We start from the raw sequence: 20,797 nt of genomic DNA, 5'->3' as shown, positions 1-20,797 counted from the left end.
GGCGGCGGACCGTCCGTGTGGCAGCCGTTAGTGTGGGGCGCTGTCCACGGCACTCCGGTTCACGTCAGAGCCCGTCTCGCAACACCGGCCGCGCCGACCGCAGTCAGCACAGCAGCCTTTTGGGGCGGAGGGGCCCGTACCTCGATGTCCGTGCACAGTCAGTCGACGGCTCCGTACGAGGCGGCCGCGACTCCCGAGTTCCCCCGACACGTCGTCACCGCCGTCGTCGTCTCGCACGACGGGGCGCGCTGGCTCCCCGACGTCCTGGCAGGACTCCTCGGCCAGGAACGCCCCGTGCAGAACGCCTACGCCGCCGACACCGGCAGCGCCGACGACTCCGCCCGCCTGGTCACCGAGGCGCTCGGCGCCGACCGCGTCCTGCACCTCGCCCGCCGCACCGGGTTCGGCGCCGCCGTCGAGGAGGCCGCCCGCACCGCACCCGTGCTCGGCCCCGAGGAACTGCCCTACCTCAAGCGCCCCAGCGGCTGGGACCCCGTCTCGCGCACCTGGCGCGACGACAGCTACGACCTGCCCGAACTGCCGCACGGCGAGCCCGTGCAGTGGCTCTGGCTGCTGCACGACGACTGCGCGCCCGCGCCCGACGCGCTCGCCGAACTACTGCGCGTCGCCGACTCCAACGAGCAGGCCGCGATCGTCGGCCCCAAGCTGCGCGGCTGGTACGACCGCAAGCAGCTCCTCGAAGTGGGCGTCTCCATCGCCCACAGCGGGCGCCGCTGGACGGGCCTGGACCGGCGCGAGCAGGACCAGGGCCAGCACGACCAGGTGCGGCCCGTCCTCTCGGTGTCCTCCGCGGGCATGCTGATCCGCCGCGACGTGTGGGAGGAGCTCGGCGGCTTCGACCGCAGGCTCCCCCTGATGCGCGACGACGTCGACCTGTGCTGGCGCGCGCACGCCGCGGGCCACACCGTCCTCGTCGCGCCCGACGCCGCGGTCCGCCACGCCGAGGCCGCCGCCCGCGAACGGCGCACCGTCGACTGCGCGGGCCGCTCGGTCGTCAACCCGCACCGGGTCGACAAGGCCGGCGCCGTCTACACGATGCTCGTCAACTCCCGTCCCGCGCTGCTCCCCTATGTGGTGTTCCGCATCGTGGTCGGCACGCTCCTGCGCACCGTCGCCTACCTCGTGGGCAAGGTGCCGGGCCAGGCCGTCGACGAGGTCATGGGCCTGTTCGGCACGCTGCTGCGGCCCGGCCGGATCCTCGCCGCCCGCAAGCGGCGCGGCAGGAGCGGCGTCGAGGCGAGCGAACTGCGCCCGCTGTTCCCGCCGCCCGGCGCCACCGTCCGCGCCACCGTCGAATCGGTCGCGGGCAGCCTGGGCGCCGGTACCGAGGACACCGGCGGCTCCCGGCACGGCGCCGTCGAGTCGGGCCCCGGCGGCGACGACGCGGACTTCTTGGAGATCGAGCAGTTCGCCCGTCTGAAGAAGATCGCCCGGAAGCCCGCGCCGGTCCTCTTCGCGCTCCTCCTGATCGTCTCCCTGGTCGCCTGCCGCAACCTGCTCGGCGGCGGCACCCTCATGGGCGGCGCCCTGCTGCCCGCGCCCGACCACGTCGGCGGTCTGTGGGGCCGCTACGCCGACGCCTGGCACCCCGTCGGCGCCGGCGGCACCCAGACCGCGCCGCCCTACCTCGCGATCATCGCCGTGCTCTCCGCACTGTGCTTCGGCTCGACCGGCTTCGCGCTGACCCTGCTCCTGGTCTGCTCGGTCCCGCTGGCCGGCCTCACCGCCTACTTCGCCTCCCGCCCGCTGGTCGCCTCGCGCCAGCTGCGCGCCTGGGCCGCCATCGCCTACGCCTTCCTGCCCGCCGCCACCGGCGCGCTCGCCGCCGGCCGCCTCGGCACCGCCGTCCTCGCGATCCTGCTGCCCCTGATCGCCCGGGCCGGGGTGAGCGCCGCCGGGCTCCGCGGCGACGGGGCGCGCGGCAGCTGGCGCGCGACCTGGACGTACGCCCTGCTCCTGACCATCGCCACGGCGTTCACCCCCGTGGTGTGGCCGGTCGCGGTGCTGCTCGGCCTCGGCGTGCTCGCGCTGCGCCGCGCTGACATCACCGCGTACGGGCTGCGCTTCCTGGCCGCCGTCGGCACCCCGATCGTGATGCTCGCGCCCTGGTCGCTCACCCTGCTGACCGGCCCGTCCGGCTTCCTGAGGGAAGCGGGCCTGGAGTACGGGGACGGCTCGGCCGGCGCGCTCGACCTGCTCGGGGCCAGCCCCGGCGGGGCCAAGACGGTCGGCGGGCTCGTGCTCATCGGGCTCGTCGGGGCGGCGCTCGCGGCCCTGCTGCGCTCGGAGCGCACCTTCGCGATCCGCGCGGCCTGGGCGGTCGCGCTCACCGGCTTCCTCTTCGCGATCCTGTCCAACCGCAGCGCCTGGGCGGGCCCCGCGACCCTCGTGTACGGGCTCGCGCTGCTCGCCGCCGGTGCGCTGGGCGCCGAGCACGGCCGCACCCGGGTCGCCGGGCACGGCTTCGGCTGGCGCCAGCCGGTCGCCGCGCTGATCGCGCTGGCGGCCGCGCTCGGCCCCGTCTACTCCGCCGCGAACTGGATGATCGGCGGCGCCGACGGCCCGCTGAAGCGGCGCGACCCGGTGCAGGTGCCGGCGTTCGTCGCCGAGGAGAGCGGCACCCGCGACCAGGCCCGCACCCTGGTCCTCGGCGGCACCTCGCCCGCCAAGGTCGGCTACACCCTGGTGCGCGGCTCGGGCGGACAGCTCGGCGACGCCGAACTGGTCGCGTCCGGCGGCGCCGACGCCGGACTCGGCAAGGTCGTCTCCAACCTCGTCGCGGGCTCCGGCGCCGACCAGTCGAGCCAGCTCAGCGGCTACGCCGTGCGGTACGTACTGGTCCGCGACGGCGCCCCCCGCGAGTTCGGCCGCACCCTGGACGCCACGCCCGGCCTGAGCCGGCTCAGCCAGCTCGACGGCAGCGCGCTGTGGCGGGTGGACCGCCAGGTCGCCCGTGCCGTGATCGTCCCCGCGAAGGGCGGCGAGAGCCTCCCCGTCGCCGCGGACCCGGTCGACATCCACACCAAGGTCCCGGCCGGCGAGGCGGGCCGCGTGCTGCGCATCGCCGACAAGGCCGCCCCCGGCTGGACCGCCACGCTCGACGGCAAGGCGCTCAAGAAGACCACCGTCGACGGCTGGGCCCAGGGCTTCGAACTTCCCGCGGAAGCGGGCAAGTTGGACGTCACCTACGACGCCCCGCTCACCCATTCCCTGTGGATCTGGACCCAGGCCGCGCTCGCCCTCGTCCTGCTCGTGCTCGCCCTGCCGGGCCGGCGCCGCCGGATCGACGACGACCTGCCCGAGGCGGAGGAGATCATCGCGGCCGTACCGGCGCAGCCCGTCCCGGGCGAGGGCCGCCGGGCCCGCAGGCTCCGCGCCCAGGCCGAGGGTGCCGACGTCCCGGACGGCGAACAGCCCGCCCCGGGGGCCGAGTTGCCCGCACAGCCCGGGTACGGGGAGTGGGACGCCGCGCAGTACGCCACCGCCTCCCCGGCCGACTCCGCCGGGCACGAGCAGCAGGCGCAGCAGAGCTACGACCCGTACCAGCAGCAGTACCCGGGCTATCAGCAGTACCCGGAGGGCCAGTACGCCCCGGCCCCCGAGGGCCAGGCCCCCGACGGCCAGTACCCGCAGGGCCCGTACCCCGACGGCGGGCACGAGGAGGGCCCGTACCCCGACGGCCGTCACGCGCAGGGCCCGTACTCCGACGGCCAGTACCCCGACGGTCAGTACGCCCAGGAGCCCTACCCCGAGCAGCAGGGCTACCGCGACTCCGGCTATCCCCAAGTCCCAGGCGCGGACGGGCAGTTCGGGCAGGGCCAGTACGCCGACGGGCAGCCCCAGCCGGACTACGACCCCTACCGGCAGCCCGGGGCGCAGGAGTTGCCGCCGGAGGGACAGTACGACCCCTACGGCTACGGATATCCGCCCGAGCACCCCGAGCGGCAGCAGCCGCACCGCCCCGACGGGAGCCAGCAGTGAAGCGCACCACCCTCTCCCTCGCCGCGGGGGCCGTCGCGCTCGCCGCCCTGACCGGCTTCGCCTCGCTCACCGCGCCCGCCGGCTCGGTGGACGCGGGCGCCAAGGCTCCGGCCCGGCTGCCCGTGGAACGCTCCAGCCTGCTCTGCCCGGCGCCCAGCAACTCCGACCTCGCCCAGACGACGTACACGGCGTTCACGCCCAAGGGCACGGCGACGGCCGGCTCGGCGGACAAGCCGGGCACGGCGGCGCTGACCCCGGCGGTGCCGCCGCCCGCCGACTCCGGTGCGCCCGCCACCGACAAGGGCAAGGACGGCAAGGGCAAGAAGGCCTCCGACAAGCCCGCGTCCGACAAGCCCGTCATCTCCCTCAAGGAGCCCGGCAAGCCGGCCGCCGCCACCGCGAACGGCGCCGACGCACCGGCCCTGACCGGCTCGGCCGACGGCTTGCTCGCCCCGGGCTGGACCGCCCAGCTGACCACCCAGATCACCGGCGGCATCGGCCGCGCGCTGCTCGGCACCAACTGCACAGCGCCGGACGCCGACTTCTGGTTCCCCGGCGCCTCCACGGCCAAGGACCGTCAGGACTACGTCCACCTGACCAACCCGGACGACACCGCGGCCGTCGCCGACATCGAGCTCTTCGGCAAGGACGGCGCCATCAAGGCCGACACCGGCGAGGGCATCACGATCCCCGCCAGGTCGAGCGTTCCCGTTCTCCTCTCCACGCTGACCGGCACGGTGGCCGACGATCTGACGGTGCACGTCACCACCCGGGCCGGCCGGGTGGGCGCGGTGGTGCAGGCCACCGACGCGAAGGCCGGCGCGGACTGGCTGCCCGCTTCGGCGGAGCCCGCCGCCTCCCAGGTGCTTCCGGGCATCCCGGGCGACGCCGCCGATGTGCGCCTGATCGTCCACGCCCCGGGCGCGGACGACGCGGACCTCAAGGTGAAGCTGGCGGGCAAGGGGGGCAGCTTCACACCGGCGGGGCTCGACACCGTCCACGTGAAGGCGGGGATGACGGCGTCCTTCGATCTCAAGAACGTCACACGGGGTGAGTCGGGTTCCCTGATCCTCACCCCGAATGCGGACGGCGGCACTCCGGTGGTCGCCGCGCTGCGCGTGGTCCGCGGCACCGGCGACAAGCAGGAGACCGCCTTCATCCCGGCGGCGGCCCCGGTGGGCGCCCGCGCGACGGTCACCGACAACCGGGACAAGGCGGCCGCGCTCGCGCTCACCGCGCCGGGTACCAAGGACGCCTCCGTGAAGGTCACCTCCTCGGCCGGCACCGAGGGCGGCGAGCCGCAGTCCAAGACGTACACGGTGAAGGCCGGTACCACCCTGGCCGTCGACCCGCAGGTCCCGTCCGGCCTCAAGGGCTCGTACGCGCTGACCGTCGAGCCCGATCCGGCCGGCGGTCCCGTCTACGCCGCGCGCACCCTCGCGGTCACGCAGGACGGCGTGCCGCTGTTCACGGTGCAGACGCTGACCGACGACAAGGGAACGGTCGCGGTGCCGGCTGCCGCCCAGGACCTCACGGTCCTGGGGAAGTAGCGGGCACAGGGGCGGGCGGCGGACGCGGGAGTCAGTCCTGGCCGTAGCGCGGGTCGACCGACTCCGGTGCCAGGCCCAGGAGTTCGGCGACCTGCTCGACCACGACCTCGTGGACGAGCAGCGCCCGCTCGTCCCGGTTCTTGGTGCGGATCTCGACCGGCCTGCGGTAGACCAGAATCCGTGCCGGGTGGTCCTTGCCGGCCGCGAGGGCGCGCCCCAGCGGCACCGCCTCGTCGCTCCACGCGCCGTCCCCGTCGTCGTCCGCACCGCCGGGAGAGTCCTTGAACGGCACGTCCGTGACCAGGAACTCCACCTCCGCGAGCTGCGGCCAGCGCCGCTCCAGGCGCTCCACCGAGTCGAGCACGAGATCGCGGAAGGTCTCGGCCCTGCTGGCCGACAGGGGCACCTGGGGCGGAGCCACGGGCCCGCGCATGCCACGGCCGTGCCGGTCGCGGCGCCGGGGCCCCGTACGGGGGCCAGTTCCTTCGGCTGAGCTGGAGCTGTCCATCACTGACGCAGCGTAGCTCTCCGGGCCCGCAAGGGATCGCGGCGACGGCCCCGCGGAGCCCATTCGGGGCCGTGTCGCCGGATGACCGTTTCGGCCACGCGTGAGAGCGGTTACCGGCCCGTCCGAGGCCTGGGATTTCACATGGTTTGACCGAATCGTTCCCAAGTGGCGCTCGCCAGAAGGCCGGTAACCACCCGTGGCTCCCTGTTCCCGTGCAGGTCAGCGCAGTTGCTCGGACGCCCCCTGTGCGCGAGCTCACACCGCGACACGGGGGAGTGACCTGGTGGAGAGTCGTCGCGGCCCGGTCAAGAGTGAGGTACCGTCCAACGTCGTGAGCCCTGTACGTCGCTGTTCGCGCACCGCGTGCGGCCGCCCTGCCGTCGCGACACTGACGTACGTCTACGCGGACTCGACCGCAGTTCTCGGTCCGCTCGCCACCTATGCCGAGCCCCACTGCTACGACCTGTGCGCCGAGCACAGCGAGCGCCTGACCGCGCCCCGCGGCTGGGAGGTCGTCCGCCTGACCGACGCCTCCGCCCCGGCCCGCCCCAGCGGCGACGATCTGGAAGCGCTTGCCAACGCCGTACGGGAGGCCGCCCGCCCCCAGGAGCGTGCCGCCGAGGCCGGTGGAGCGCGCGCGGCGGATCCGGTCGAGGTCGGCCGCCGAGGCCATCTGCGCGTCCTGCGCTCGCCCGAATCCTGACCCCGCGCCCGTAGCCACCGCCAACCCCACAGGTATCGCACCCGAGTTGGCACAGTCGGCCGCGGGTCCACCGAAGCTATGGCCTGCGCCCAGTCGGCGCCGGGTAGTTTGGGAGCCCGGCCGGCGCCCCGCGGAGGGCGTCGGCGACGACATCAGGGAAGGTTGGGCCGTGGCTGCTGATCTGTCGCAGATCGTGAAGGCGTACGACGTCCGCGGAGTGGTGCCGGATCAGTGGGACGAGTCCCTTGCCGAGCTGTTCGGTGCCGCGTTCGTCACCGTGACGCAGGCCGACGCCATCGTCATCGGCCATGACATGCGGCCCTCGTCGCCCGGCCTCTCGGCGGCCTTCGCGCGCGGCGCGGCCGCCCTCGGCGCGGACGTCACCCTGATCGGGCTCTGCTCCACGGACCAGCTGTACTACGCGTCCGGCGCCCTCGACCTGCCGGGCGCGATGTTCACCGCCTCGCACAACCCGGCCCGGTACAACGGCATCAAGATGTGCCGCAAGGGCGCGGCGCCGGTCGGCCAGGACACCGGCCTCGCCGAGATCCGCGAACTGGTCGAGCGGTGGTCCGAGCAGGGCGCCCCGGCCGTCGCGCCGAAGGCGGGCACGATCACCGAGCGCGAGACGTTGACGGACTACGCGGCCCATCTGAAGTCCCTCGTCGACCTCACCGCCATCCGCCCCCTGAAGGTCGTGGTCGACGCGGGCAACGGCATGGGCGGGCACACCGTGCCCACCGTGTTCGATGGCCTGCCCCTCGACCTGGTCCCGATGTACTTCGAGCTCGACGGCACGTTCCCCAACCACGAGGCCAACCCGCTCGACCCGGCCAACATCGTGGACCTCCAGGCCCGCGTCATCGCCGAGGGCGCCGACCTCGGCCTGGCCTTCGACGGCGACGCCGACCGCTGCTTCGTCGTGGACGAGCGGGGCGAGCCGGTCTCGCCCTCCGCGATCACCGCCCTGGTCGCGGCCCGCGAGCTCGCCCGCCACCCCGGCGGCACCGTGATCCACAACCTGATCACGTCCTGGTCGGTCCCCGAGGTCGTCCGCGAGAACGGCGGCACCCCCGTCCGCACCCGGGTGGGCCACTCCTTCATCAAGCAGGAGATGGCGGCCACCGGAGCGATCTTCGGCGGCGAGCACTCCGCGCACTACTACTTCGCCGACTTCTGGAACGCGGACACCGGCATGCTGGCCGCGCTCCACGTCCTGGCCGCGCTCGGCGGCCAGGAGGGCACCCTCTCCGCCCTGGTCGCCCAGTACGACCGCTACGCGGGCTCCGGCGAGATCAACTCCACGGTCGACGACCAGGCGGCCCGTGCGGCCGCGGTCCGCGCCGCCTACGAGGGCCGGGACGGCCTCACCCTGGACGAGCTCGACGGCCTGACCGTCACCGCCCAGGACTGGTGGTTCAACCTCCGCGCCTCCAACACCGAGCCGCTGCTCCGCCTCAACGTCGAGGCACGCGACGAAGCGACGATGGCGAAGGTGCGGGACGAGGTCCTGGCGCTCGTCCGCGGCTGACCCGACGAGGCGTCGCGGGCAGGTCCGCCGCCGACCCGAGGGGCCGGGCGGACAGGTCCGCGCCCGGCCCGCCGAAACGGTGACGGGGCGTGGGCGGCGGGCCGCCCGCGCCCCCTCGGCACCCACCGGTCCGACCGCGCCCGCGGCGCCCGTCCCGCCCGCGGGGCGGGACGGCCTCCCCGCCCGCGGCGCGACCGCACCCCGGGCATCGCCCACCGCACCCCGGTTTCCAGCGCACGCCCACCCCGCGTCCGACTCCCGCCCCGGCCCCGCGAGTCACCCCCTTCACCGGGCACGCAACCCGCCGGGCCCGGCGGTAGGCTGACCTGGCCCGACCCCGCGCGCCTGGCGTACGCGTACGCGAAGCGCGACCACGGAACGAAGTACCGCCGAAGGGAACCCCATGCCGCTCGAAGCCGGCCTCCTCGAGATCCTCGCCTGCCCGGCCTGCCACGCGCCGCTCAGCGACGCGACCTCGGCGGACGAGCCCGAGCTGATCTGCACCGGCAAGGACTGCGGCCTCGCCTACCCCGTGCGCGACGGCATCCCGGTCCTCCTGGTGGACGAGGCCCGCCGCCCCGCCTGAGCCGGGTACGAGCCCCGCCCGCGCAGTCCCGGTACACCCCAGCAGAGCCGGAGGCCGACCCCCATGCTCGACGAGTCGCTGCTCGACGATCCGGAAGCCCTCGCCAGGGCCGACCGCCGCGGGCTGCTCCGCGGCGCCGCGGAGGCGGGCGCCCGCGTCCGCACCGCTGCCCGGCACGCGGCCGAGGCCGGCATCGCCGAGCTGAAGCCGGAGGGCCGCCCCCGGTCCGTACTGATCGCCGGCCCCGGCACCGCAGCGGCGGGTGTCGCCGACCTGGTGACGGCCCTCGCCGGCGCCTCGGCCCCGGTCACCCGGCTCGAATCCACCGGCGTCGCACCCGCGGCCGGCGCGCTCCGATGGACGCTGCCGGGCTGGGCGGGCTCCGTGGACCTGCTGCTCGTCACCACCACCGACGGAAGCGAACCGGGCCTCGCCCTCCTCGCCGAGCAGGCCTACCGCCGCGGCTGCAACGTCGTCGCCGTCGCCCCCCGCAACTCCCCGCTCGCGGAGGCGGTGGACGGCGTGCACGGCCTGGTCGTGCCGATGGCCTCGGCGCCCTTCGAGCCCGACGAGGCGGAGATGTCGGCCGCCAGCCCGGGCGCGCTGTGGTCGCTCTTCACGCCCCTGCTCGCACTGCTCGACCGGGTCGGCCTGCTGAGCGCTTCCCCCGAGACCGTCGAGAAGATCGCCGCCCGTCTGGACCGGACCGCCGAGCGCTGCGGCCCGGCGATCGCCATGTACAGCAACCCGGCGAAGATGCTCGCGTTCGAGCTCGCCGAGTCGCTTCCGCTGATCTGGACCGAGGGCCTGGGCGCGGCCCCGGCCGGACGCCGGTTCGCCGCCGTGCTGAGCGAGCTGTCCGGCCACGCCGCGCTCGCCGCGGCCCTGCCCGAGGCACTGCCCGCCCACGGCGTGCTGCTCGCGGGTTCGCTCGCGGCCGGCGCCGACCCGGACGACTTCTTCCGCGACCGCGTCGACGAGCGGGAGCGGTTGCACGCCCGGGTCGTCCTGCTGCGCGACCGCCCCACCGGCGGCCTCTCCGCGGCCCCGGCCGCCCGTGAACTCGCGCTGAGCCACGACACCCCGATCAGCGAGCTCGAACCCGAGGAGGGCACCGAGCTCGAATGCCTCGCCGAACTCCTCGCCATCACCGACTTCGCGACGGTCTACCTGACCATCGCGTCGACCTGACCCCGCCCGCGCCAACCGGACGGTGTCTGCCCAGGGACAGGGCGCCTGCCACCACCCACCCGCCCCCGGGAACCCGGGAGGCGGAACGTCTCCCGGCCCGACCCGACCCTCATCGGACCGGAAACCGAAAGAGAACACAGGACGACCCATGGACCGTCTCACCAACACCATCCGTCCCTACGCCTGGGGCTCCGCCACCCTCATCCCGGAACTCCTCGGCACCGAGCCGACCGGCGAGCCGCAGGCCGAGATGTGGATGGGCGCACACCCCGGAGCCCCCTCCCAGCTCGACCGCGGCGCCGGCGCGACATCGTTGTCGGACGTGATCGCGGCGGACCCGGCGGGCGAGCTCGGCCGCGCCGCGCTGGCCCGGTTCGGCCCCCGGCTGCCCTTTCTCCTCAAGCTCCTCGCCGCCGGAGCCCCCCTCTCCCTCCAGGTCCACCCCGACCTCGCGCAGGCCAAGGAGGGCTACGACGCCGAGGAGCGGGCCGGGGTGCCCCTCGACGCCCCGTACCGCAACTACAAGGACGCCAACCACAAGCCCGAACTCATCTGCGCGCTCACGCCGTTCGAGGGGCTGTGCGGCTTCCGCACCCCCCAGGAGGCGGCGCACACGCTGGCCGCCCTGGAGGTCGACTCGCTCAAGCCGTACGTCGACCTGCTGCGCGCCCACCCCATCGAGGCGGCCCTGCGCGAGGTCCTCACGGCCGTACTGACCGCGGACCGCGAGGAGATGGCGGCGACGGTGACCGAGGCGGCCGCCGCATGCGAACGCCTGGGCGGCGCCCAGTACACCGCGTACGCCTCCCTCGCACACCACTACCCCGGCGACCCGGGCGTCCTGGCGGCGATGCTGCTCAATCATGTCCAACTCCAGCCGGGCGAGGCCCTGTTCCTCGGCGCCGGAGTGCCGCACGCCTACCTCGGCGGCATGGGCGTGGAGATCATGGCCAACTCCGACAACGTGCTGCGCTGCGGCCTGACCCCCAAGCACGTCGACGTGCCCGAACTGCTGCGCGTCGTACGCTTCGAGCCGACCGATCCCGGTGTGCTGCGCCCCGAGGCCTCGCCGTCGGGGGAAGAGCTGTACGAGACGCCGACCGACGAGTTCCGGCTCTCCCGGTTCGTACGAGCACAGGGCGCGGCGCCCACCGAACTGACCATGGCGACCCCGCAGATCCTCCTGTGCACCGCGGGCAGCCCCTCGGTCGGGGGATTGACACTGACCCCGGGCGCGGCCGTATTCGTACCCGCCGAGGAAAAGTCCGAACTGTCCGGTACGGGAACGGTGTTCCGCGCCACCGTGGTTGCCTGATGTAACAATGTGCCGCCGCGGGGTCCGGCACGGGCCGGCCCCGCAGATGGCAACCGACGAAGGGAAGACGGCAACTCCATGAGCGCGTCAGGCGGTACCAAGGCCATCGTGGCGGCGCTGAGCGCCAACCTCGCCATCGCGGTGGCGAAGTTCGTGGCGTTCCTGTTCAGCGGCTCGTCGTCGATGCTCGCGGAGAGCGTCCACTCGGTCGCCGACTCCGGCAACCAGGGCCTGCTGCTCCTCGGCGGCAAGAAGGCCAAGCGGGAGGCGACGGCCCAACACCCCTTCGGCTACGGCCGCGAGCGCTACATCTACGCGTTCCTGGTATCGATCGTGCTGTTCTCGGTCGGCGGCATGTTCGCTGTCTACGAGGGCTACGAGAAGATCAAGCACCCGCACGCGATCGAGGCCTGGTACTGGCCGGTCGGCGTGCTGGTCTTCGCCATCATCGCGGAGGGGTACTCCTTCCGTACGGCGATCAAGGAGTCGAACGTCACCAGGGGCAAGCTCTCCTGGAAGGAGTTCATCCGCCGGGCCAAGGCCCCGGAACTCCCCGTCGTCCTCCTTGAGGACTTCGGCGCCCTGGTCGGCCTGGTCCTTGCCCTTCTCGGCGTCGGCATCGCCCTGGCCACCGGTGACGGCGTCTGGGACGGCATCGGCACCCTGTGCATCGGCATCCTGCTGATCCTGATCGCCCTCATCCTCGCGTCGGAGACCAAGTCCCTGCTGCTCGGCGAGTCGGCGGGCGCGGACCAGGTGGAGAAGATCAAGGCGGCCATCGTGGACGGTGACACGGTGACCTCCGTCATCCACATGCGCACCCTGCACCTCGGCCCCGAGGAACTCCTGGTCGCCGCCAAGATCGCCGTTCAGCACGACGACACGGCCCAAGAGGTGGCGACGGCGATCAACGCGGCGGAATCCCGGATTCGCGAGGCGGTCCCGATCGCCCGCGTGATCTACCTGGAACCGGACATCTACAGCGCGGAAGAAGCTGCGGCGGGCCCCGACCCGCAGGCAACCCCGGGCGGCCACTGACGTCCGACCCGGTCCCCCCGAAGGAGCCCGACCCTCCACGAGCCAGGCCCGGGCCCGGGGCAGCGCACCCGGCCCGTCCCACCGGGGCCGGCGCACCGCCCTCGGGGCTCCTGGCTCGGCAGGCGGCGCCGGGGAGCCGTGCGTGTCGGGGGAGGGAAGGGCCGGGGCGGGGGAGCCTCCCCCCCACCCCGACACCGAGCGCCCTCCCACCCTCGATACCGAGCGCCCTACCGGATCTCCCCCAGCACCTCCAGCACGGCCCCGGTGGTCGGCGCCTCCACCAGCCGCGACCGGAACCCGGGGTCCATCAGCTTCCGTGACAGCAGCGCCAGAATCCGCAGGTGCTCATCTCCCGCCGCGGCCTCCGGCACGGAGATCATGAAGACGAGCTTGGCCCGAGTCCCGTCGAGCGACCCCCACTCGATGCCCTCCACGGACCGCGCGAACCCCACGGTCGGAGACGACACCGCATCCGTCTTGGCGTGCGGAATGGCGATTTCCTCGCCGAGCCCGGTCGTGCCCTGAGCCTCCCGCGCGAGCGCGACCCGAACGAGCTCGTCCACATCCCGTACGTTCCCGGTCGAGGCCAGCATCTCGGCCATTTCCCGAATCGCGGCCTCCTTGTCCTGCGAGGCGAGCTGCACCTTGACGGTCTGGCTGGTCAGATACCCGGACAGCACCTCGGGCGAGGCACCGGCGGCATCAGCGCCGCCCACGCCGTCCGTTGACGTCTGCGTCGCCGACGGCGTTGCCGTCTGCGTCGACGGCTCCGCTACAGGCGAGAGGGCAGCGCTGCCGCCGGACCCGGCATCGACACGAGCCCCGGAACCGATCCCGGCCGGCACCGGCTCGGCAACCAGCGAACCGGCAGCAGGGGCATCCGCACCGGATCCGGCCGCGACCACGAGCCCGTCCGCACCCTGCCGGGCGGCCTTCCGCCCCTTGAGATCGATCAGCGCGTTGGTGGTCAGCGCGGTGACAGCCGTGCCGGCGGCGATGGCCACGAAGAACATCGCGGCTCCCCCCACCGCACCGAACAGCGAGACGATCGGCCCACCGTGCGGAACGGAGTCGGTCACGCCGGCCACGCCCGCGATCGCACCGGCCACCGCACCGCCCAGCATGTTGGCGGGGATGACCTGAGCGGGCCGCGCCGCGGCGAACGGGATCGCGCCCTCCGAGATACCGAAGAAGCCCATGAACAGCGCCGCGATACCGGTCTCCCGCTCCTGGTCGCTGTACAGCTTGCGTCGCAGCAGCGTGGCAAGCCCCTGACCGAGTGGCATGACCGGAATGGCCGCGGCGGCCATGCCCATCACGGCGTTGTTCGTGCCGATCAGACCCACCGCCACGAGGAACGCCGTCTTGTTGACCGGCCCGCCCATGTCGAACGCGATCATCAGACCGATCAACGCGCCGAGCACGATCGCACTCGACCCCGTCATGCCGTTCAACCAGCTGGTCAGATGCGTGAACAACCAGGAGATCGGCTGCCCGATCACATAGATGTAGAACAGCCCAAGCGCCAGCGTCGACACGATCGGGATCACGATGATCGGCATGATCGGCTGGACGAACTTGGGCACCTTGACCTTGCGAATCCACACCACCAAGTACCCGGCGAGGAAGCCCGTGGCGATGGCCCCGAGGAATCCCGCGTTGGCGTCGGCACCGTAGATCGTCATGCCGTCGTACGCGAGGAACCCGCCGATCATGCCCGGCACCAGCGCGGGCCGGTCGCCGAGCGCGAAGGCGATGTAGCCGGAGAAGATCGGCAGCATCAGCTTGAAGCCGAGCCCGCCGAGCGCGTTGACGTAGAACCAGAACGAGTCCTTGTCGAACTCGATCCCCTTCGGTGTCGTGTGCCCGCCCAGCGCGATCGACACGGCGAGCAGCAGACCGCCGACGACCACGAACGGGATCATGTGCGAGACACCGTTCATCAGCGCCTTGTACGCGGCGCTGCGCTCCTTGCCCCCGCCACCGCTCCCGCTCCCGGCGCCCCCGTCGCCGCCGGCGTGCACGGGCGCGCTCCGCACCTGCTCGATGAGCTGCTCGGGACGGTGGATGCCGTCGGCGACCGGCACGCTCAGCACCCTCTTCCCGGCGAACCGGTCGAGCGCGACGTCCTTGTCGGCCGCGATGATGATCCCGTCGGCCTCCTTGACATCGTTGTCATCGAGCACGTTTTCGGCCCCGATGGAACCCTGGGTCTCCACCTTCATCTCGATGCCGAGCGCCGCCGCTGCCTGGGCCAGCTTCTCGGCGGCCATATAGGTGTGGGCGATGCCGGTCGGACAGGCGGTCACCGCGAGCAGCTTCAACTTCCGCTGCCCGTCGCTAGCCGGACTGGTCACGTGGGGGTCTCCTAACGCTTCGCGCCTCGTTCGCGTCTCGTCACGCGATTGGTGCGTACGGTCGGCTCGTTTCCCGAGCGCGGCCGACCCAAGCATCTTCCATCAGGTAAGGCCCAGATCAAAAGTCCGTTAGGCCCGGTTTGGCCTGGACTGTGGTCCCGACTCCGCGGCCTGTTCCGGCGGTGCCTTTCGCCGAGGGCACATGGGTTCACTCGGCCGATCGGTGTAGATTCGTGACCAGAGCCAGACGTCGCTGCTGATGGCGGTCGGTCGGTCCCGTGTGGATCCGGCCGAGGGAGAGAGGGCCTCCGACGGACTGCGCTGCGAGCGCGTTCGGGCACTCCCATGCCCATCGCCGCGCCCGCAGACCGGCCGTACCCACCCTCGATACCAACCCACGAGGAGCAGCTCACCATGACGACTGTCGCCACCGGCGCCGGCCAGGACTTCAAGGTCGCCGACCTCTCCCTCGCCGCCTTCGGCCGCAAGGAGATCAACCTCGCCGAGCACGAGATGCCCGGTCTGATGTCGATCCGCAAGGAGTACGCCGCCACGCAGCCGCTGGCCGGTGCACGCATCACCGGCTCGCTGCACATGACCGTGCAGACCGCCGTGCTGATCGAGACCCTGGTCGCCCTCGGCGCCGAGGTTCGCTGGGCCTCCTGCAACATCTTCTCCACCCAGGACCACGCCGCCGCCGCCATCGCGGTCGGCCCGAACGGCACCCCGGACGCCCCCGCCGGCGTCCCGGTCTTCGCCTGGAAGGGCGAGACCCTCGCGGAGTACTGGTGGTGCACGGAGCAGGCGCTGACCTGGCCGAACACCGCCACCGGCGGCCCGAACATGATCCTGGACGACGGCGGTGACGCCACCCTCCTGGTGCACAAGGGCGTCGAGTTCGAGAAGGCCGGCGCGGCCCCGGACCCGGCGACGGCCGACTCCGAGGAGTACGCCCACATCCTCACCCTGCTGAACCGCACCCTGGGCGAGAACCCCCAGAAGTGGACGCAGCTGGCCTCCGAGATCCGTGGCGTGACGGAGGAGACCACCACCGGTGTCCACCGCCTGTACGAGATGATGCGCGACGGCGACCTCCTCTTCCCGGCGATCAACGTGAACGACGCCGTGACGAAGTCGAAGTTCGACAACAAGTACGGCTGCCGCCACTCCCTCATCGACGGCATCAACCGCGCCACCGACGTCCTCATCGGCGGCAAGACGGCGGTCGTGTGCGGCTACGGCGACGTCGGCAAGGGCTGTGCCGAGTCCCTGCGCGGCCAGGGTGCCCGCGTGATCATCACCGAGATCGACCCGATCTGCGCGCTCCAGGCGGCGATGGACGGCTACCAGGTCGCGACCCTGGACGACGTCGTCGACAAGGCGGACATCTTTGTCACCACGACCGGCAACAAGGACATCATCATGGCCGCCGACATGGCCAAGATGAAGCACCAGGCCATCGTCGGAAACATCGGCCACTTCGACAACGAGATCGACATGGCCGGCCTGGCCAAGATCCCCGGTGTCGTCAAGGACGAGGTCAAGCCCCAGGTGCACACCTGGACCTTCCCCGACGGCAAGGTGCTGATCGTCCTCTCCGAGGGCCGCCTGCTGAACCTGGGCAACGCGACCGGTCACCCGTCCTTCGTGATGTCCAACTCCTTCGCGGACCAGACCCTGGCCCAGATCGAGCTCTTCACCAAGCCGTCGGAGTACCCGACCGACGTCTACGTGCTGCCCAAGCACCTCGACGAGAAGGTCGCCCGCCTGCACCTGGACTCGCTGGGCGTGAAGCTCACCGAGCTCCGCCCGGAGCAGGCGGCGTACATCGGCGTCGAGGTCGACGGCCCGTACAAGCCGGACCACTACCGCTACTGAGTCAACCCCGAGGACCACAGGGTGCCGGGCGGCAGGCCGTCAGGCCCAACCGGCCCCTGTGGCAGCGGAGTTGAAGCCCAGGCGGCACGCCGTCGGTACGACACCGACCAACACCTGGCCCCGCCCGGAGCACGCGGTTCAGCCGAGGCGCCTCGCTTCGACCGACCGCGCTCTCCGCCGGAGCATCCGGGTCGGCCGAGGTTCCCGGCGTCGGCCGACGGGTGGCCTTTGCCGGAGCACGGCTTCACGGAGGCGCCGGCGGCGGCCGGAGTCCTGCTGAGCACGCGTGAGCCTCTGCTGAGCACGGGGCTTCTCGAAGGCATCCGGCTTGGTCCGTAGCGCGGGCTCTGCCTGTGCCTCTGCCTCTGCCCGAGCATGCGGCTTCGGCCGGGACGTCCGGTGTCGACCGGGGCGCGCAGTCTCCACCGGAGCAGTCGGCTTCGACCGGATCACCGTGCCCCGGCCGGGCCCGCGAGCACGATCCCCAGCCGGGACCCGGGCTTCCCGGCAGCACGAGCCTCAGCCGGTCCGGGGCGCAGGCTTCCCGGACTTACCGGGCAGCGAGCATCCCCCCGACACGTCGGCCCTCCCGACACGTCGTCGCCACCCGGAAAGTCATCGGTACCCGGCACGTCATCGGTACTGAGGCAGGCCCCCGCACCCCCGTGACGGGGGCCTGCCCGTACCGCTCCACACCGAGTCAGCGTCTGACTCCCGAAGACCCCGAGATCCCATGCCCCGCGGCCGATATTCGCTTCACGATCCCCACGACCACACCCCTCTCGGCGAAGAACACTTCCACTGCGCGCCGGGACCCTCCGGCTGGCGCTACGTCTCCCAGCTCACCACCCCTTCCGGAGACCACGCGGGCTCCGTAGACCTCGCACTGGACGATCTCGGCCGCCCGATCCGCCTCGAACTCCACGCCGCCGCCTGGCAGGTACGAGGCGCCGCGATCGACGGCGTCACCTGGGTCCGTACGGACCCCTCCGGGACCCATGCCACGGAAGGCAATGTGCGCGCCCACGCCTTCGCCGGCAGTTCCCCCGCTTTTCTCGTCGCCACCTCCCGTCTGCTCCGCCTCACCCCCCAGTCCCCGACGACGCGCGTCCGCCTCGTCACCTTCACGGATCCGGTCCTCGCCCCCCGCACGACCGACCAGTCCTGGGCCCTGATGAAAAGTGAAGCGCACGCCACTGACAACGGCCCCCTGACCGTGGACGAGTACCAGGTCAGCGCCTTGGACACGGGCGAACAGCACACCGTCCACATCGCCGGCGACGTGGTCCTCGCGGCACCGGGGATCGAGCTGGAGTCCCTGGAAACCCCACCCTCGACGTTCCCCGCGCCGTAGCGCCGGGCCGGCCGGGCACGGCACTACGCGGGCGGCGCGAACCCCGTGGAACGCACGGGCCCCGGAGCCGGGGCCCCGTCAGGCAGCACCTCGACCGAACCACGCACCGGTGTGTGAGCTGCCCCGTGAACCGAACTCTGGGCGGCCCCTTGAACCGGGCTCCGTCCGGGGCCGGGAACGGCCCCGTGGAACTGCGGGCCGGCCGCCCAAGGAGCCGGGCCCTGCCCCTGACCGGAGCCCCCTGCGGGCACACCAGCCATACCGGGCACAGCGTGCATCTGTCCGAACGCCCGCCGTGCGTCCCGGGCCTGACGTTCACTCACCACGCCGGCCAGATAAGCGGCAGGCGGCACACCCTCCGGCAGCGGCGCCCCCGTACAGGCCACCATGTCCTCGGCCAGGCGGACCGACATCGTCCAGCTCACCTGCGGGTCGAGCTGCCTCATCCGCGTCAGGTACTGGCGCACGGCCAGCCAGAGCCCGTCCGGCACGCGCGAAAGATCGAGACCGGCGAACCGCCCCACCAGCCACGACGGGGGAGGCGGTACGGCTGCCGCCCACCCCGACGACACACGCTCGCGCACGACCAGCGTCCCCGCGAAGACGTCCCCGATCCGCCGCCCGCGCTCGGAGACGAGCGAGGCGAAGCAGGCTACGACGCCGAACGTGACCAGAATTTCGACGACTCCCATGGCCCCGCGCACCAGCGCATGCCGGAACCGGATCGGTCCGCCGTCGTCCCGCACCACGCGCAGACCGCAGGCCAGCTTCCCCAACGACCGCCCGTGCGACAGCGTCTCGACCGCGATGGGGCCGCCGACCAGCACGAGCACGAACAGCGCCACACCGATGGCCGCCTGGGCTGCGCCGTCGAGCGACGCGGTGGCGAACAACATCACCAGCGAGACCAATATGTACGCCGCCCACACAATGGCAAGGTCAATCACCAGCGCCAGCGCCCGACTCGGCAACCGCGCCGGCTGCAGCCCCAGTACGACCGCATCACCTGTGACCAGCGCGCTCACCCGATACCCCACCCCTCGCAGACGACGGTCTTCCACACCCCTTGGACCTCACAGTCTGCCAAGCTGACCCGCAGCGCGCCGCAGTAGTACAGACCGTACGTACCCAGTGCCTGGAGCAGCAGCAGAACATGGACCTCGACGTCTTCGTGACCGCCCACCGTGCGGAGTGGGACCGCCTCGAACACCTCCTGCACCGAGGCCGCCGTCTCACGGGCGCCGAGGCGGACGAGTTGGTGGCCCTGTACCAGCGCACGTCCACGCACCTGTCCCTCATACAGTCCACGGCTCCGGACCCCCTGCTCACGGCCCGCCTGACGCAACTCGTGGCCCGCGCGCGCTCCACCGTCATCGGCACCCGCCGCGCGACCTGGCGCGACGCCGCCCGCTTCCTCACGGCAGGCTTCCCAGCGGCCGTCTACCGCTCCCGGCGCTGGTGGATTCCCACGGCCCTGGTCTCCATAGCCGTATCCGCGATCATCGGCTGGTGGATCGGCACCCACCCCGAGGTCCAGTCGGCGATCGCCGCCCCGGACGCCCTGCGCCGGATGACACAGCCCGGCGGCCAGTACGAGACCTATTACTCCAGCCACCCGGCGGCGTCCTTCGCGGCCCAGGTCTGGACGAACAACGCGCAGGCCACCGCGATGTGCCTGGTGCTGGGCGCCTTCCTCGGCATCCCCGTCCTGTGGATCCTCTTCCTGAACATGCTCAACCTCGGGGTCGGCATCGGCCTGATGTCGTCGGCCGGCCGCCTCGACACCTTCCTCGGCCTGGTCCTCCCGCACGGCCTGCTGGAACTGACCGCGGTGTTCGTCGCAGCCGGCACCGGCCTGCGCCTGGGCTGGACCGTCGTGGACCCGGGCCCACGCACCCGCAGGGCAGCTCTGGCGGAACAGGGCCGCGCCGCTCTCGGCATGGCGATCGGTCTGGCCCTGGTGCTGTTCGTCTCGGGAATGATCGAGGGCTTCGTAACCCCCTCCGGCCTGCCCACTTGGGCCCGCATCGCCCTGGGCATCGCCGCCGAAGTGGCGTTCCTCCTGTACGTGTACGTCCTGGGCGGCCGCGCCGCGCGAGCAGGAGAGGTGGGCGACGTTGAGTCCGCCGCCCGCAGCGCCGAGCTGCCGACGGCCGCGTGATGTGCGTGCGACCCCTCTGACCTGCTACTGTCCCCTTCGCCCACAAAAATCGTTGACACGGTTCGAGTGGGGAGGTAGATTTGAACGGTTGCCTCGGACTGGACAAGTTCGAGAGCACTGGCTAATATCTAACTCGCTCTCGCCGGAAATTGAATTTCTGAGCGATGATCCATCCCGACTTCACCATTCGAAGCCAAGAAGCCGATTCGGTCGGCTGAAATGCTTCTGATAGAGTCGGAATCGCCGAAAAGGGAAACGCGAAAGCGAATATCAATTCGGAAAGCCCGCTCCAGCGGGTGGCAGAAACAAGAAATTGAATCTGCTAGGCTGGAAACACGAAATACCGAAGGGAAGCGCCCGGAGGAAAGCCCGAGAGGGTGAGTACAAAGGAAGCGTCCGTTCCTTGAGAACTCAACAGCGTGCCAAAAGTCAACGCCAGATTGACAACCCCGTATCCGCTCCGGCGGATCGAGGTTCCTTTGAAAAGTCCTGTCGACCCTTGTGGCGGGCAGGCAACAACACAGCGAGGACGCTGTGGACGGGCCGCCTTATTCCGGCGGTTCCGTCCCGCTCTTACGTGATGTGTGCACCCGATTACGGGTAAACATTCATGGAGAGTTTGA

14 protein-coding genes are annotated in these 20,797 nt (G+C 72.0%); 11 read left to right on the top strand and 3 right to left on the bottom strand.

The window, feature by feature from the left end; translation table 11 throughout:
• Positions 1 to 144 precede the first annotated feature (144 nt).
• Entirely contained in the window at positions 145 to 4,002 is a 3,858-nt protein-coding gene (locus tag IE267_RS14335) for a glycosyltransferase (protein ID WP_189763504.1), read from the top strand.
• Positions 3,999 to 5,552, top strand: coding sequence for a DUF5719 family protein (locus tag IE267_RS14330; RefSeq protein ID WP_161245234.1), 1,554 nt, complete (start codon positions 3,999 to 4,001; stop codon positions 5,550 to 5,552). Before IE267_RS14335 ends, IE267_RS14330 begins: the two co-directional genes overlap by 4 nt.
• Positions 5,553 to 5,583: 31 nt before the next feature.
• On the opposite strand, the gene IE267_RS14325 is transcribed toward IE267_RS14330, so the two are convergent.
• Positions 5,584 to 6,123 (bottom strand): metallopeptidase family protein, encoded by a 540-nt coding sequence (locus IE267_RS14325; RefSeq protein ID WP_167152926.1) that lies wholly within the window; start codon positions 6,121 to 6,123, stop codon positions 5,584 to 5,586.
• A 220-nt stretch (positions 6,124 to 6,343) separates the two neighbouring features.
• Between IE267_RS14325 and IE267_RS14320 the strand changes: the two genes are divergently transcribed.
• The 6 genes from IE267_RS14320 (at position 6,344) to IE267_RS14295 (ending at position 12,424) form a co-directional block, all read left to right on the top strand.
• Positions 6,344 to 6,763: a DUF3499 domain-containing protein gene (locus IE267_RS14320; RefSeq protein ID WP_161245232.1), complete on the top strand. Its 420-nt coding sequence runs from the start codon at positions 6,344 to 6,346 to the stop codon at positions 6,761 to 6,763.
• A 169-nt stretch (positions 6,764 to 6,932) separates the two neighbouring features.
• Positions 6,933 to 8,294 (top strand): phosphomannomutase/phosphoglucomutase, encoded by a 1,362-nt coding sequence (locus IE267_RS14315; protein WP_189763503.1) that lies wholly within the window; start codon positions 6,933 to 6,935, stop codon positions 8,292 to 8,294.
• Positions 8,295 to 8,697: 403 nt separating this feature from the next.
• Positions 8,698 to 8,880: a Trm112 family protein gene (locus tag IE267_RS14310; protein ID WP_053723767.1), complete on the top strand. Its 183-nt coding sequence runs from the start codon at positions 8,698 to 8,700 to the stop codon at positions 8,878 to 8,880.
• A gap of 63 nt (positions 8,881 to 8,943) precedes the next feature.
• On the top strand, positions 8,944 to 10,071 hold the full coding sequence (locus tag IE267_RS14305) for an SIS domain-containing protein (RefSeq protein WP_167152928.1): 1,128 nt from the start codon (positions 8,944 to 8,946) through the stop codon (positions 10,069 to 10,071).
• A 148-nt stretch (positions 10,072 to 10,219) separates the two neighbouring features.
• Complete coding sequence (gene manA / locus IE267_RS14300; RefSeq protein ID WP_189763502.1) at positions 10,220 to 11,386, top strand: mannose-6-phosphate isomerase, class I; 1,167 nt, start codon at positions 10,220 to 10,222, stop codon at positions 11,384 to 11,386.
• A 78-nt stretch (positions 11,387 to 11,464) separates the two neighbouring features.
• On the top strand, positions 11,465 to 12,424 hold the full coding sequence (locus tag IE267_RS14295; RefSeq protein ID WP_161254796.1) for a cation diffusion facilitator family transporter: 960 nt from the start codon (positions 11,465 to 11,467) through the stop codon (positions 12,422 to 12,424).
• Positions 12,425 to 12,651: 227 nt separating this feature from the next.
• Here IE267_RS14295 and IE267_RS14290 read toward each other — a convergent pair whose 3' ends face one another.
• Positions 12,652 to 14,697 carry a fructose-specific PTS transporter subunit EIIC gene (locus IE267_RS14290; RefSeq protein ID WP_229861240.1) on the bottom strand — a complete coding sequence of 682 codons (2,046 nt, stop codon included), beginning with the start codon at positions 14,695 to 14,697 and terminating at the stop codon, positions 12,652 to 12,654.
• 498 nt (positions 14,698 to 15,195) lie between these two features.
• On the opposite strand from IE267_RS14290, the gene ahcY reads away from it, so the two are divergent.
• Both ahcY and IE267_RS14280 read left to right on the top strand, forming a co-directional pair.
• Complete coding sequence (ahcY, locus tag IE267_RS14285; RefSeq protein ID WP_167152931.1) at positions 15,196 to 16,659, top strand: adenosylhomocysteinase; 1,464 nt, start codon at positions 15,196 to 15,198, stop codon at positions 16,657 to 16,659.
• Positions 16,660 to 17,392: 733 nt separating this feature from the next.
• Entirely contained in the window at positions 17,393 to 18,013 is a 621-nt protein-coding gene (locus tag IE267_RS14280; RefSeq protein ID WP_167152932.1) for a hypothetical protein, read from the top strand.
• 23 nt (positions 18,014 to 18,036) lie between these two features.
• Here the strand turns inward: IE267_RS14280 and IE267_RS14275 are convergent, their stop codons facing one another.
• The gene (locus IE267_RS14275; protein WP_189763500.1) at positions 18,037 to 19,038 is read right to left on the bottom strand and encodes an RDD family protein; all 1,002 of its coding nucleotides are present in this window, start codon (positions 19,036 to 19,038) and stop codon (positions 18,037 to 18,039) included.
• Between the two features lie 128 nt (positions 19,039 to 19,166).
• Here IE267_RS14275 and IE267_RS14270 point away from each other — a divergent pair, with 128 nt between their 5' ends.
• Positions 19,167 to 20,174, top strand: a complete 1,008-nt coding sequence (locus IE267_RS14270) for a stage II sporulation protein M (RefSeq protein ID WP_189763744.1) — start codon at positions 19,167 to 19,169, stop codon at positions 20,172 to 20,174.
• Positions 20,175 to 20,797: the final 623 nt, after the last annotated feature.

The organism is Streptomyces xanthochromogenes (genome assembly GCF_014650455.1).
Taxonomy (GTDB): domain Bacteria; phylum Actinomycetota; class Actinomycetes; order Streptomycetales; family Streptomycetaceae; genus Streptomyces; species Streptomyces xanthochromogenes.
This window is presented reverse-complemented; position numbering and strand designations above follow the sequence as displayed.